This window comes from Afipia massiliensis, from assembly GCF_014203115.1.
Classification (GTDB): Bacteria; Pseudomonadota; Alphaproteobacteria; order Rhizobiales; family Xanthobacteraceae; genus Afipia; species Afipia massiliensis.
Genome location: NZ_JACHIJ010000001.1, coordinates 14,527 through 28,059, shown reverse-complemented (window position 1 = coordinate 28,059; position 13,533 = coordinate 14,527). Strand labels below are relative to the sequence as shown.

At 60.7% G+C, this 13,533-nt stretch carries 15 protein-coding genes and 1 tRNA gene; 12 read left to right on the top strand and 4 right to left on the bottom strand.

Translation table 11 applies throughout. The annotated features are described in order from the left end of the window. The first annotated feature begins 137 nt into the window (after positions 1-137). The 7 genes from HNQ36_RS00110 (at position 138) to HNQ36_RS00080 (ending at position 8,849) form a co-directional block, all read left to right on the top strand. The gene (locus HNQ36_RS00110; RefSeq protein ID WP_184081961.1) at positions 138-1,901 is read left to right on the top strand and encodes a type I secretion system permease/ATPase; all 1,764 of its coding nucleotides are present in this window, start codon (positions 138-140) and stop codon (positions 1,899-1,901) included. Continuing rightward, positions 1,898-3,295, top strand: coding sequence for an HlyD family type I secretion periplasmic adaptor subunit (locus tag HNQ36_RS00105; protein ID WP_246395187.1), 1,398 nt, complete (start codon positions 1,898-1,900; stop codon positions 3,293-3,295). The genes HNQ36_RS00110 and HNQ36_RS00105 overlap by 4 nt, the downstream gene beginning before the upstream one ends. An 18-nt stretch (positions 3,296-3,313) precedes the next feature. Further along, positions 3,314-5,566, top strand: a complete 2,253-nt coding sequence (locus tag HNQ36_RS00100) for a CHASE2 domain-containing protein (protein WP_184081960.1) — start codon at positions 3,314-3,316, stop codon at positions 5,564-5,566. Positions 5,567-5,700: 134 nt separating this feature from the next. Further along, positions 5,701-6,531: an MBL fold metallo-hydrolase gene (locus tag HNQ36_RS00095; RefSeq protein ID WP_046826300.1), complete on the top strand. Its 831-nt coding sequence runs from the start codon at positions 5,701-5,703 to the stop codon at positions 6,529-6,531. Between the two features lie 163 nt (positions 6,532-6,694). Continuing rightward, positions 6,695-7,339 carry a Crp/Fnr family transcriptional regulator gene (locus HNQ36_RS00090; protein ID WP_184081959.1) on the top strand — a complete coding sequence of 215 codons (645 nt, stop codon included), beginning with the start codon at positions 6,695-6,697 and terminating at the stop codon, positions 7,337-7,339. Next, on the top strand, positions 7,336-8,238 hold the full coding sequence (locus HNQ36_RS00085) for a DUF6537 domain-containing protein (RefSeq protein ID WP_184081958.1): 903 nt from the start codon (positions 7,336-7,338) through the stop codon (positions 8,236-8,238). The genes HNQ36_RS00090 and HNQ36_RS00085 overlap by 4 nt, the downstream gene beginning before the upstream one ends. 113 nt (positions 8,239-8,351) lie before the next feature. Next, positions 8,352-8,849: a hypothetical protein gene (locus HNQ36_RS00080; protein ID WP_184081957.1), complete on the top strand. Its 498-nt coding sequence runs from the start codon at positions 8,352-8,354 to the stop codon at positions 8,847-8,849. Between the two features lie 72 nt (positions 8,850-8,921). Here the strand turns inward: HNQ36_RS00080 and HNQ36_RS26030 are convergent, their stop codons facing one another. Then, positions 8,922-9,245: a hypothetical protein gene (locus tag HNQ36_RS26030; RefSeq protein ID WP_184082795.1), complete on the bottom strand. Its 324-nt coding sequence runs from the start codon at positions 9,243-9,245 to the stop codon at positions 8,922-8,924. Positions 9,246-9,434: 189 nt separating this feature from the next. Here HNQ36_RS26030 and HNQ36_RS00070 point away from each other — a divergent pair, with 189 nt between their 5' ends. Then, positions 9,435-9,707, top strand: a complete 273-nt coding sequence (locus tag HNQ36_RS00070) for a DUF3551 domain-containing protein (protein WP_184081956.1) — start codon at positions 9,435-9,437, stop codon at positions 9,705-9,707. 42 nt (positions 9,708-9,749) lie between these two features. On the opposite strand, the gene HNQ36_RS00065 is transcribed toward HNQ36_RS00070, so the two are convergent. Continuing rightward, positions 9,750-9,833: transfer RNA gene (locus HNQ36_RS00065), tRNA-OTHER, on the bottom strand. A gap of 35 nt (positions 9,834-9,868) precedes the next feature. Further along, positions 9,869-10,135: a PilZ domain-containing protein gene (locus HNQ36_RS00060; RefSeq protein ID WP_184081955.1), complete on the bottom strand. Its 267-nt coding sequence runs from the start codon at positions 10,133-10,135 to the stop codon at positions 9,869-9,871. A gap of 208 nt (positions 10,136-10,343) precedes the next feature. Here HNQ36_RS00060 and HNQ36_RS00055 point away from each other — a divergent pair, with 208 nt between their 5' ends. Beyond that, positions 10,344-10,640, top strand: coding sequence for a hypothetical protein (locus HNQ36_RS00055; RefSeq protein WP_184081954.1), 297 nt, complete (start codon positions 10,344-10,346; stop codon positions 10,638-10,640). A 12-nt stretch (positions 10,641-10,652) separates the two neighbouring features. On the opposite strand, the gene HNQ36_RS00050 is transcribed toward HNQ36_RS00055, so the two are convergent. Further along, a complete protein-coding gene (locus HNQ36_RS00050; protein WP_184081953.1) occupies positions 10,653-10,889 on the bottom strand; it encodes a hypothetical protein in 237 nt (78 codons plus the stop codon). A 250-nt stretch (positions 10,890-11,139) separates the two neighbouring features. Here HNQ36_RS00050 and HNQ36_RS00045 point away from each other — a divergent pair, with 250 nt between their 5' ends. From HNQ36_RS00045 to HNQ36_RS00035, 3 genes are all read left to right on the top strand, one after another. Next, the gene (locus HNQ36_RS00045; protein ID WP_184081952.1) at positions 11,140-11,562 is read left to right on the top strand and encodes a DUF5413 family protein; all 423 of its coding nucleotides are present in this window, start codon (positions 11,140-11,142) and stop codon (positions 11,560-11,562) included. A 481-nt stretch (positions 11,563-12,043) separates the two neighbouring features. Then, complete coding sequence (locus tag HNQ36_RS00040; protein WP_246395185.1) at positions 12,044-12,181, top strand: hypothetical protein; 138 nt, start codon at positions 12,044-12,046, stop codon at positions 12,179-12,181. A gap of 391 nt (positions 12,182-12,572) precedes the next feature. Continuing rightward, positions 12,573-13,229: an outer membrane protein gene (locus tag HNQ36_RS00035; RefSeq protein WP_184081951.1), complete on the top strand. Its 657-nt coding sequence runs from the start codon at positions 12,573-12,575 to the stop codon at positions 13,227-13,229. The last annotated feature ends 304 nt before the right edge of the window (positions 13,230-13,533 follow it).

Sequence of the window (13,533 nt, the reverse complement as noted above, 5' to 3'; positions counted from 1 at the left end):
GAGGGGCGGAAACATTAACTTCGATCATGTTTCCGGCTGCAATCCCCACCCGTGTCATGGCATGATGGACCCGTCGCCGCGCACGATTCATGAACCGCAGATTGGCGTTCTGACAGCAGCCGGCAAGCCAGGTATCGATGCAGTCCGCTAAGACATCAGGTCACGCTCATTCGCCCCGTTCCGAACTGGGCGCGGCGCTGCGCGCCTGCCGCAGCGCATTTGTCGGCGTCGGTGTGATGAGCTGCGTCATCAACATACTCTACCTGACCGGCTCGTTCTTCATGCTGGAGGTCTACGACCGGGTGCTGCCAAGCCGTAGCATTCCGACGCTGGTGGGGCTGATCGTGCTGGCGGGCGGTCTCTACGTCGTCCAGGGTATCCTCGATGTGATCCGCGGCCGCATCCTGATCCGGATCGGGTCCGCGCTCGACGAAATGCTCAGTCGCCGCGTCTATGACATTGTCGTGCGGATGCCGCTGCTCGTGGGTAATCGCAGCGAGGGCCTGCAGCCGCTGCGCGATCTCGACAACGTCCGGTCGTTCCTCTCGGGCATGGGGCCGGGCGCGCTGTTCGACCTGCCGTGGCTGCCGCTTTATCTCGCGATCTGTTTCGCCTTCCATCCCCTGATCGGCGTGACCGCGCTGGTCGGCGCCATTATCCTGATCGCTCTGACCATCCTGACCGAATACCTGACCAACGATCCCATGAAGCGCTCCACGGGCCTGGCGATGCGCCGGCAGGACCTCGCGCTGGCGAGCCGCCGCAATGCCGAGGTGCTGGCGGCAATGGGCATGGCCGGCCGCGTTGGCCGGCGATGGGAGGAGTCCAACCGCGACTACCTCTCGAGCAATCAGCGGGCCAGCGACGTCGCGGGCGGTCTCGGCGCCATCGCCAAGGTGATGCGCATGATGCTGCAATCGGCCGTGCTCGGCGTCGGCGCGTATCTGGTCATCAACCAGCAGGCCACTGCGGGCATCATCATAGCCGGGTCGATCCTCAGCGCCCGGGCGCTGGCGCCGGTCGATCTCGCCATCGCGCACTGGAAGGGTTTCGTGGCCGCCCGGCAAAGCTGGCACCGGCTCAACCGGCTGCTGGGCATGCTGCCGGAGCAGGGTGCTCCGACGCTGCTGGAAACCCCGGCCAACAAGGTCTCCGTCGAGGCGCTCACCATCGCGCCCCCGGGCGAACAGAAGGTGGTGGGGCAGGACATCACGTTTGCACTTGAGGCAGGTCAGGGTGTCGGCGTCATCGGGCCCAGCGGATCGGGCAAATCCTCGCTGGTGCGGGCGCTGGTCGGCGTCTGGCAGCCGCTGCGCGGCAAGGTGCGGCTCGACGGCGCGGCGCTCGACCAATGGTCGCCGGAAATCCTCGGCCGCCATATCGGCTACCTGCCGCAGGATGTGGAGTTGTTCGCCGGCACCATTGCCCAGAACATTTCGCGCTTCGAAGACGATGCGTCGCCGGAAAGCATCATTGCTGCCGCCCGGGAAGCGCGCGTCCACGACCTGATCATCGGCATGAAGGACGGCTACGACACCCAGATCGGCGATCAGGGCAGCGTGCTGTCGGCGGGGCAGGCCCAGCGCATCGCGCTGGCGCGAGCGCTCTACGGCAATCCATTTCTCGTGGTGCTGGATGAGCCGAACTCCAACCTCGACAGCGAAGGCGATGTGGCGCTGAACAAGGCTATCCTCGGCGTGCGAGCGCGCGGCGGCGTCGTTGTCGTGGTCGCCCATCGCCCGATCGGCATCGAGAGCGTCGATCTCGTTCTGGTCTTGAAGGACGGGCGGGTTCAGGCGTTCGGACCCAAGGAGGCTGTCCTTGGCCAGGTGTTGCAACGCCCCGTCGCAACCCCACCCGCCATCAAGATCGTGTCGGACAAGGGAGGAGGCCAACCATGAGCAAACCGCCCCTCGCCAGAACCGAAGGTATTGTGCGTCGCATCTTCACCGCCTTGTTTTCACCGCTGGAGCGCCTCTCCATCTTCAAGAGCCTCGACCAGCCGGGATCGCGCAGATCAATCCGTTTTCACCTGATCGTGGGCCTTGTCGTCGTCACGCTGCTGACGTGCGGGATCGGCGGGTGGGCCTCGACCGCACAGATATCCGGCGCGCTGATTGCACCGGGCTCCATCGTGGTCGATTCCAACGTCAAGAAAGTGCAGCACCCAACCGGCGGTGTGGTCGGCGAGGTGAGGGCGCGCGACGGCGACCGCGTCAAGGCCGGTGACGTCGTGGTGCGCCTCGACGATACGGTCACGAAGGCAAGCCTTGCGATCGTCACCAAAGGCCTGGACGGACTGTGGGCGCGCCGGGCACGATTGCTGGCGGAGCAGGATGGCGCAGAACGCATTACTTTTCCGCCGGAGCTGATGGAATCGTTCGCCAATCCGGATGTCCGGTCGCTGATCGGCAACGAGATCAAGCTGTTTCAGGTGCGCTCATCGGGGCGGGTCAACCAGAAGGCCCAGCTCAAGGAACGTATCGCACAGCTCAAGGAGGAGATCGGCGGCCTTGAGGCGCAGGAGAACGCCAAGTCGCGCGAGATTGAACTCATCCAGAAGGAGCTTGTCGGTGTCCGCGATCTGTTCGCGAAGAACCTCGTGCAGATTTCACGGTTGACCGTTCTCGAGCGGGACGCAGCACGGCTCGACGGCGACCGTGCGCAATTCGTCGCCCAGAAGGCGCAAGCCAAGGGCAAGATCACCGAAATCGAACTGCAGATCATCCAGATCGACAAGGATCTTTCCAGCGAGGTCTCCAAGGAGATGCGCGAGATCAACGACAAGATCGGCGAGTTCGTCGAGCGCAAGGTGACCGCCGAGGATCAGCTGCGCCGCATCGATATCCGCGCGCCGCAGGACGGCATGGTGCTCCAGTCAACGGTCCACACCGTCGGCGGTGTCATCACCGCCGGCGATGCGGTCATGCTCATCGTGCCGGACTCCGACAATCTGTCCGTCGAGGCCAAAGTCAATCCGCAGGACATCGATCAGTTGCGGATCGGCCAGAAGACATTGCTCCGGCTGTCCGCCTTCAATCAGCGCACCACGCCCGAACTGAACGGGACCATCAGCCGGATTTCGCCCGACACCACGATCGACCAGCGTACCGGCCAAAGCTATTATACTGTCCGCGTCTCGCTGCCGCCGGAAGAGGTGGCGCGGCTCGGGGATGTCAGGCTGATGCCCGGCATGCCGGTCGAGGCTTTTGTGCAGACCGGCGAGCGCACCATGATATCCTATCTCGCGAAGCCGTTCAGCGACCAGCTCATGCGTGCATTCCGGGAAAAGTAACGGGTATCGGCTAGCGGCATGGTGCGGGCGGTCATGAAATCGGCGGTGCGTTTTCTCGCGCGTCTCAGGCGTTACGCGAAGCTGTTCGGCTACGCGCGGCTGTTGTGTCTTTTGCTTCTGATCGCAATGCTCGGCGTCCGCATTGTGGACCCGATCCCGCTCGAAGAGCTGCGCGTTCGCACCTTCGATGGGTATCAAATCCTCAAGCCGCGCGAGACCACGCAGCGCCCCGTTGTCATCATCGACATCGACGAGAAGAGCCTCGCCAAGTTCGGGCAATGGCCGTGGCCGCGCACGCGCGTCGCCGACCTTGTTCAGCGGCTGACCGATCTCGGTGCCGCCGCGATTGCCTTCGATATCGTGTTCGCGGAGCAGGACCGGCTTTCGCCCGGCATCGCAGCCGATACGTACCGTGATCTGGATGAAGCAAGCCGGGCAAGATTGCGAGCGCTGCCCAGCAACGATCAGGTGCTCGCCGACGTGCTGCGGAAATCGCCGTCTATTCTTGGCGAATCTGGCCTGCCGAGATTCGTACCCCAGCCGGAATTGAATCTGCCTCTGACTGGCCTTGCGACGTTGGGTGGCGATCCGCGGCCGTTCCTGCTGCAGTTCCCGGGGCTGCTGCGCAATATTCCGGTGCTTGAGGAGGCCGCTCCCGGGCGCGGCCTGTTCACGATCCGCACCGAGCGCGACGGTATTGTCCGCCGCGTCCCGATGATCATGTTGGCGCAGGGCGAATTGATGCCTTCGCTGACATTCGAAATGCTGCGCATCGTCACCAAGTCCGACACCATTCTTATCAAGTCGGACGAAGCCGGCGTGAAGAGCGTGGCGGTGCCCGGATTTGAAGTCCCCACCGATCGCAACGGCCAGCTCTGGGTGCATTTCGCCAAGCACGATGCGGCGCGTTATGTGTCGGCAGCCGATGTGCTGGACGGTGTGGTTGGTCCCGATCGGATTTCGCGCAAGTTGATCCTGATCGGCACCTCGGCTGTCGGATTGCTGGACGTGAAGACCACACCGCTCGATCCGGTGATGCCGGGCGTCGAAGTTCATGCGCAGGTGCTGGAGAGCGCGCTGACCCGCTCGGTGCTGTCGCAGCCGAATTATGCTGTCGGCGCGGAAGTGCTGGCCGCGATCCTGTTCGGCATCGCCATCATCTGGCTCGCGCCGATCCTGAGCGCCATCATGCTTCTGCTGTTCGGCGCCGTCATCGTCAGCATCATGGTGGCGACGTCCTGGTACTTCTTCGCGGAGCACCGGCTGCTGATCGATTTCACGTTCCCGCTGATCGCGAGTACCGCGATCTACCTTGTGCTGGTGTTCAGCAGCTACTTCCGCGAACAGGCGCAGCGCCGCCGCATCCGTTCGGCCTTCGGTCAATACCTGTCGCCGGCGCTGGTCGAACAGCTGGCGCAGTCGCCGGAAAAGCTCGTGCTCGGCGGCGAGGAGCGGGACATGACCATCATGTTCAGCGACGTGCGCGGCTTCACTGCTATCTCAGAGCAGTTCAAGCGGGATCCGCAGGGCCTGACATCGCTGATGAACCGGTTCCTGACACCGCTCACCAATGCGATTCTCGATCGCAAGGGCACCATCGACAAGTACATGGGCGACGCCATCATGGCGTTCTGGAACGCGCCGCTGAGCGATCAGCAGCATCAGATCAATGCGTGCAATGCAGCGCTCGACATGATCGACCGCATCGAGGCGCTGAATGTCGAACGTGAGCGCGAGGCAAATGAGGCTGGCAAGCCGTTCATTCCGATGCGTGTCGGCATCGGTCTGAATACCGGGACCTGCGTAGTCGGAAACATGGGGTCCAACCTGCGATTCGACTATTCGGTGCTGGGTGACAGCGTGAACCTGGCCTCGCGGCTTGAGGGGCAGTCGAAGTCCTACGGCGTGCCGATCATCGCGGGATCAGCGACGGCGCTGGCGGCAAAGGACAAGTTCGCAATCCTGGAAATCGATTTTATCACGGTGAAGGGCAAGCAAGAGCCCGAGGTGATTTATGCGATCGTCGGGCGGGAAGATCTTGCCAAATCGGGGCCGTTTCAGCGCCAGCGCAACCTCGGCATCGAAATGCTGGCGTGCTACCGCAGCCGGGATTGGGACGGCGCTCTCGCCGCAATCGCGAAGGGCCGGATTGCCGACGAAGCAAAGAGCTTCAGCGTGCTCTACGATCTGTATTCCGAGCGGATCGAAACATTCCGCAAAACTCCGCCGCCGGACGACTGGAATGGCGTCGTTGCCCTGACAACCAAGTAAATGAGGCGAAAGGCCGCCGCTACCGTCCACATGACCGTCTGGCAAGCCATTTTTTTGATCGCCGCCGCGAGGTATCATGTTGGTGAGTATGACCGCCGCATGCCATCCTTACGTAAGATTCATTGAGTTTTTTCATGTCGACCACAATGTCTGTGCGGTTCTGGGGTGTTCGTGGGAGCATTCCATGTCCAGGCCCCAATACCGTGCGCTATGGCGGCAATACGTCATGCGTCGAGGTGAAGTGCGGAGATCATCGTCTGGTGTTCGATGCAGGGTCGGGACTTCGTCTGCTCGGCAATGCGCTGAGCGATGAGGCCGCGCGGACGGACCTCGATTTGTTTTTGAGCCACTCGCACATCGATCACATCATTGGCCTTCCGTTTTTTACACCGGTGTTCGACAGGGGCAGCCGGCTCCGGTTGTGGGCGGGAAATCTGCAGCCCGCCGGCGGCATCAAGGAAACGGTGCGGAAGCTGATGAGCTATCCGCTGTTTCCAATCGAGATCGGAACCGCGCAGGGCGCCATCGAGTTTACCGATTTTGTACCCGGCGAGACGCTCTCTCCGCGGCCCGGGATCAAGGTCCAGACCGCCGCGCTGAATCATCCCGGCGGTGCGACCGGCTACCGTGTGGAATTCGGCGGCCGTGTCTTTGCCTACATCACCGACACCGAGCTGAGCGGGAGTTCGATCGATCCGGCCTTGCTCGCTCTCGCAAAGGATGCGGCGCTTGTCGTTATCGACACGACATATACGGACGAGGAATTGCCGGAACACGTCGGCTGGGGGCATTCGAGCTGGCAACAGGCGGTCCAGCTTGCCGACGAGGCGGGCGCCGGGACGCTCTGCCTGTTTCATCACGATCCCGAGCATGACGACGACGAGATGGATCGCATAGCTGCGGCTGCTGCCAAGGCGCGGGCAGGGACCATCGTCGCCAGGGAAGGCCTGTCCATCGACCTTTGAGCAACGCAGTACACTGCGCTGTCGGTATCATCCGCCGGTCATGGTGGGCGTCCATATCGAGATTGACGCCTGAATAGCGGCGTCAGAGGTGACAACCGTTGTTCCGCAAGGCGCAGAACGGCATAATACGCGTCAAACATCCTTCAGCATCAGGTCGATTCCCATGGATATGACAGGTCTCGTTTCTGGCGCCGGCGGGTTTATCGCGTCCGCGTTCGTGGTCGCGGGCTACACGATGCGAACGATGATCCCGCTCCGCATCTTCGGCATCCTCACCAACGTGGTCTTCATCGCTTTTTCGATCGCTCACCACCATTACCCAGTGATGGTGCTGCACATGATCCTGCTGCCGCTCAATATCTACCGGTTGCGGGAAATGCTGCTGCTGGTCCGCGAGGTCAAGCGCTCGGTCAGCAGCGATCTGTCGATGGCGTGGCTGAAGCCGTTCATGACAGAGCGAAAGTGCGCGACCGGCGAGGTGCTGTTCTACAAGCACGAACAGGCCGAGGAAATGTACTACATCGTCAGCGGCCGTTACCGGCTGGTTGAATCCGGCATCGAGCTTCCGGTCGGCGCCATTGTCGGTGAACTCGGAATGCTGTCGCCATCCAACAAGCGGACCCAGACACTCGAATGTCTCGAGGGCGGGCTGGTGCTCAGCGTGACTTATTCAAAGGTGCAGGAGCTTTATGTCCAGAATCCGGAGTTCGGATTCTATTTCCTGCGGCTGGTCAGCGCGCGCCTGTTCCAGAATGTCGGAAAGCTTGAGGCCCAACTCGCCCAAAGCAGTGCTCAGGCCTCGTCATGAAGATACGGGTCAAAGTTCCGCCGTCACCGTTCCGGCTGCTCAAAGAGCGCTACTTCGGCGAGGAGACCCGCGATCCGCGAGTGGCGCGCGCGGCGCTGGCACGGCTGTCGCTGCGCCTGCCGCCCGACGTCGTCCCCATCGTGAATGAAGCCGTTCAATCACTGATCGACTACCAGGATCCCGATTACGCGCTGGCCTATCTCGACCGGATCGGCCGCTATATCGGTCCGATCGGTGTTACCGTGCCCAATCTTGCCGAACTGGCACAACTCCTGTCGGACCGGATGCACTTCGAGGATCCGATCCGCGTAGCACAGCTCAAGCTGTCCGACGCCGGCGGTGTGAATGCCGAGCCCAACGCATCGTCGACCGACCGGGTGGAGCGGTTTCACTGGGATGAGGTAATCCGGATGCTTCCATCCGCGATAGTCGGCCCTGCGCTGGGTATATTCCAGCGGCTGCGGCTGGCGCGGCTGACACACCGGTCGGTCAAGCTGCGGTTCAGTTCTGCGGGCCGGTTTTCGCTTCGCAAGCTGAAATGGCTTGCCGCACTGCGGATCACGCGACCGTTTTCCGAGCGATTCAAGCTGGAGCGCGTGTGGGTTGAACGGTGGCTTCACATGGTCGACCGGAGCCTCGTGAAGCAGCCCGATGCAACCATTGCGATTGTACGCACTGCCAACCTCATCAAGGGGCACGGCGACGCCTACGAGAGCGGCCTTGCGCAATGGAATGTGATTATCGACCGCCTGGTCAAACCGGCATGCGACGGAGACCTCCCGCTTCCGAAGCTCGGTGACGCCATTCAGGAAGCGCGTGAGGCGGCTATCGGCGAGCAGGGCCAAAGCCGTCTGCTGAGCGTTGTGGAGCATTTGAGAGCGCAGGCGCTTGCGCACTGAGGAAACCGGCTGGCCGATAGCCTATCTGTACAAACTGGATTAGAGTCGGGGCCGGACGTGCGGTGCCCGGCATGATTTCGCCGCGATACGGCATGCGCAATAGGGGATAATCGATGAAGAAGTTTCGCGGATTCTTTTTTGGACTTTTGCCGGCTCTCGCACTCACTACGTTTCCCGGCGTCACGGACGCCCGCGCCGCCGACGAAATCAAGCTGAGCAGCAACCAGCGGATCGCCTGCGGTCGCGGCCTGAACGCGGGCAAGCTCCAGAACATCAACTGCAAGTCCTACGCTTACATTTTCAACTCGCGGACATCCGAATTCTATCGATGTCAGGTCAGTGTCGGCGTGACCCGCGACAACAAGGAAGTGCTCAAGGTCGATACCGACGGTTCCTGCAAATTGAAGGCCCGTATATTTCCCGGAGATTCGGACTACGCATTCGACGCGACAGAAACCGAGCCGCCGAACACGAATGCATTCTTCGGCTCAGGCGGGTCCGCGATCTGGGTCAGCGATCGCTCCAAGCTCAGCGCCAAGGGATGCATCATCCTCAGCGTCGGCGTCGGGCCGGATGTCATGAAATGCGTGGACATGACCTTCGACAAGTAGCCTTCATCCGGGAATGGTTCAGGCCGCCGCTCGCATCGCCGCCAAGGCGCGGGTGCAGGGGCGAGACTGACTTTATCGCTTCAGAAAGAGCGCAAGAACGATCAACGCGACGACCACCGCAATAGCGATCGCCCAGGTTGTCAGGCGGACGTCACTTTTGAGTTCGCGTGCCGCTTCGTTCTCGGCGATTTTCAGATTGCGTTTCCGATTGTCTTGCTCCGGATCACTCACGGCTTCTCCTGACTTTGGCAGGGCCCAGAACCATCGTCCGCCAGCCTGAGGCCGGAGGTACCACGCGAGCAGTGTACCCGGCACAGGTATCAATCCGCAAAGAACAAAACAGAGGGGGCGGCGTTCCAGGACGATGCCATGACGTTTTCCCCGGCGTTTTCCCATTTGGCCGTCAGTAGCGACCCGGCATATCAAACGGATCGGGGTGGCTCCAGCACGGCGCAGGACGGGGAGTTACGCTGAAACCAGGCGGCCCCGCCCGGTTCGCTGAACTGTGATCGTGGAGGCTGGCTATCGCCTTGAGCGCGGGAGCGCCTTGGTGTCTCATGCGGCAAAACAAGAATCGAGGATTGAATGAACTATCCGCACCGCACCTTGCTGGCATTCGCCGGGCTGTTTCTCTTGAGTCAGGCTCCGGCGCAGGCCACCGACTATCCCTATTGCATGACCTACGTTCAGGGGTGGAGCGGCACCATCGAGCAATGCGACTATTCAACGATGGCGCAGTGTCAGGCGAGCACCGGCGGCCTGAGCGGGACATGCGCACCGAACTGGAGATTGGCGCAGAACCGCAGCGTCTATCCGGTTGAGCAGGGTGCCCCGAGAAGCAAACGTAACCAGCGCTGACGATATCTGCGAAAATGCTCGCAGCTAGGCGGGGAAGCGGGATGGCGGAGAGGGGAAGGATTCGAACCTCCGACACGGTTGCCCGTGTACCGCACGCGGTGCCTTAAGCCACTCAGCCACCTCTCCGGATTCGTTCAGCCGCGGACGCGGCTTGTGTGGCATCAGCTACGCCCGACAAACTCCACGCCGATAATGGTGTCCTTTCGCCAGATCACGCGACAATGGGTTACTTTTCTCACGTCGCCGGTCAGCGCCAGACTGAGCCTGCTTCCGAGCGGCTCGCGGTCTGCGAGTTTGACTCGCGCGCCGCCCGCTGACAGGTCGAGGATGGTGCAGTTACGTTTTGCAAATCCCCCGTCGAGCAGCATCCACGCATCGTGCCGGGTCGTGTGGCGGGGCTTGCGGGATTCTCTTTTGAAAACGGCCATCGGCTGCGCTCCATGATTGAAGCGTATTCATAGCCTGCGAAAGTTTCGGAAAATTTGAATCAAAGCGCCAATACCCGGACCGTCGATTTAGATTTTGTTAACCTAGGCGGGGCCGCGAAAACCTACCGGGCAGTGGGTTTGAACGCAGGGATCTTCCGTCCGGGAACCGACAAAGGTCCCTCGCGTTGGTTATCCGGAGGAGCCTCCGGTGACTGGCAGCGACACTGGCAGCACGGCCAAGGCGGAAAAACACGGGCGGTCAGGCATGATCCGCGGCGTGATCCTGTTGATGTCCGCGGTTGTGTGCCTGCTGATTGTTGCCTTCGCTGTCATGCGGTCACTCGGCAATGCGGAGCAGCCTCAAGCTTCGTTTGCGTGCGCAACGAAACTTTACAGTACCTACGACCCGAAGAATCTCGAGCAATGCATGGCCGTTTGCGTGGCCTGCAGCGCAGGCGTGAAGACGACGTGCTCGACGTCTTGCAAGCTCAGGGGCGCGCGGTAGGCCTTCACGAAATCAGGAACTGACAGGCAGTTCGATGTCCGTCGCTCCCGGATCGTGCTTTTCCTTCGGGTCCGGTTCGCAGGGATGAACGGTGCAGTCGTTATCGAGAATCCGTTTCGGCGTGGACTCGTCCGGGTTCGGCGCCGCATCGACGAGCAGGCCGTTCCGGGCGGCATGTTTCCAGACATCGGCCCCGGTTGGGTAGGCTTTACCGGTCTTGGCGTCCTGGCAGAACAGGGCGCAGGGCATTGTCATCTCCGAAAAAGCCCCGCCCTATGCCGGAGCATTGAGCGGGGCTCTTCGAGCTTTCAACCCTCTCGGGCTGACGGCTCTTGTTTCGATAACGCGTCGGCTTTCCGCTTCGTTCCCTGCAGTGGTAGATTTTTTGTCGGCGAGACCGGCAGCGGGGGCTAACGACTTGCGCGCGGCCGGTTCTCGTTTTCTTATATGTGGAACACGCTGGGCGCGGCTCGCGCGAAAAGAACCGGGCAGGGAGCAAATGAAGCGATACATCATCTTCGCAGCCATAGGACCGCTGGTGGCTGGGTTCTTCCTGCTCATCCTGGGAACGCCGGACGGATACTGGGACGGAGACAACGTCATAAGGAAGCTGTTCAAGGTTTTAGTCGTGACGCTTCCCTACAATTACCTGTTCGGGATTATTCCTGCCCTGATGATCGGCGCGGTCGATGATATTTTCCTGCACGTCCGGCGGATAAGTCCGACCGTCCGAATGGTGTTGACCGGGCTCGTGGCATTTGCGGCAACAGCCGTTCTCTATGGGACATTGGGCACCGAGACGGGCCTCAAGCATTACTTCCTCTACGGACTTGTGGGATTCATCCCGGCGACGTTTTCTTCGTGGCTGGCGCACAAATTCGACAAGGTTGGCGGCGCGCGCCCGAACGCGATGAGCGCATGATGCTTGCCAGTTGCGCTGCATCGCCAGCGCAATCGCTACGATAGCTGATCTATCGAGCATCGCGCGGAACAGGGGACATTGCGCGGCGCACCTTCACTTTGGCGTCTGGCGTCTTATATTGATTGTTCCGTCAACACGAAAGGAGGTGGTCCAGTGTCTCATTCCAAGCGCTGTCACCTCGCTGGGGCCGCCCGCTAAGTTCGCAAGAACTTCGGACAGGGCGGTCTTTCCGCCTGGTTCAGCGAGAATAGGAAGGACGCGTCGAGCATTGCTGGGCGCGTCCTTTTTATTGGTACGCGAGCTCACGGCGGTCCCCTGTTTGAAACTGCTGAAGGGAAATGCCTTCACGAAGACCCGTTGGAAGAAAGCATGCGGCTCGGGGTTATCTGTGAGGTATTCCACAGACAGAGTCCCAGCCAGTTGCTTGAGTTCCGGAATGGGAAAATGGGTCCATAGTCGTTGTCCCCACTGCGGGAACAAGATGGCGATCGCTCTCAAGGGCGGGAAGACGCAGTTGCTTTGCCCGAATTGCGATGCGGACCCGCTGAAATCACCAAAGATCTACCGGCTCATCAACGCGGCGCAGTTGCTGAAGGACAGCGGGAGAGATCGTGATTGAGAAATCTGCCCGCCAAGTCTGCAAGACCTTCGGTCTGCGATCGTCCTTTTATATGTGCGTGCGCGCAGGACTCCGCGACACATTGGGCGCTTGCGCTGGCATAGACGCTGGTGCGCTCCGCGTGAACCCAGCCCGTCCGTTTTTGCCGCTCAACCGCGCGCGTGAAGCGCCCAACGTGGACGACTGTTTTAGGCAAGATCCAAGAACGCTCGTGGCGCCTTGGCGTGGCAGCGCTCCCATAAGTGGCCAGATACCGCTAGCGTTCTCGGCGGTAGTGTTGCCAAAAAAGCTCAGCCCCTGTTAATCAGCCTGAAATATGGGCATCCACTTGAGCCGCTTGACTAAACAATGCTCAGTGGAACCGTAAATTTTGGAACCTTGGGGACTGGGAATGAAACTTAAGCTTATTGCACTGGGACTTCTTGCCACGACGTCGATCGCCTCTGCGGCCGATCTGCCAGCGCGCACTTATACAAAGGCGCCAATCGTTTCTCCGGCCTTCAATTGGACCGGCTTCTATATCGGCGCGATGGGCGGCTACGGTTGGTCGGACAGCCAGGGAATGGATCTGAAGGGCGGCTTCGCGGGCGGTACCCTTGGTTACAACTGGCAGGGCGCCGGCTCGCCTTGGGTTTTCGGTATCGAGGCTGAAGGTGCATGGTCCGACATCGGCCAGACCGCGGGTATCGTCGGTCTGCTCACCGTCGGGACCAAGATTGAAGGCTTCGGCTCTGTGTCGGGTCGCATCGGCTACGCCTTCGACAACGTGCTGGTTTACGGTAAGGGCGGCGTCGGCTTCGCAAGCAATGAGGTGAACGTCGCCGTGCTTGGTGTCAATTTCAACGACAGCAAGACGCACGTTGGATATTCTGTGGGCGCTGGCGTGGAAGTTGGCTTTGCTCGAAACTGGTCTGTAAAGGCTGAGTATCTCTACGCCGGTTACGGCAGCGAAGATTACTTCGTCAGCACCGCGGGCTTCCTGCGCAGCGGCGACATCGAAGTGCAGACGGTCAAGGTCGGCCTGAACTATCGGTTCGGCGCTTACTAACTGTCGAATTCCTACTCCAGTTTGAACTTAGGCCCCGGAAAAACCGGGGCCTTTTTCGTCGAGGCGCAGATGAATGCCGCCGGCGGTTTCCGCAACGGGCGAAAAGCCAGCCTCAGGCCGTGCCTCCTTAGCGTCAATTCTCACAACAAGAACGACCTGCAATATATTGAAAATATTATGTATTTTCAATATGCTGACTTTGACACCGGTCTCCCGATTTCTTGCCCAACTGGGCGCTCCCTTAGCGGGGACGGTGGAGAGATAAGGTTATCGGGAACATTTCCTTGCTTGGTTCCCTACAATT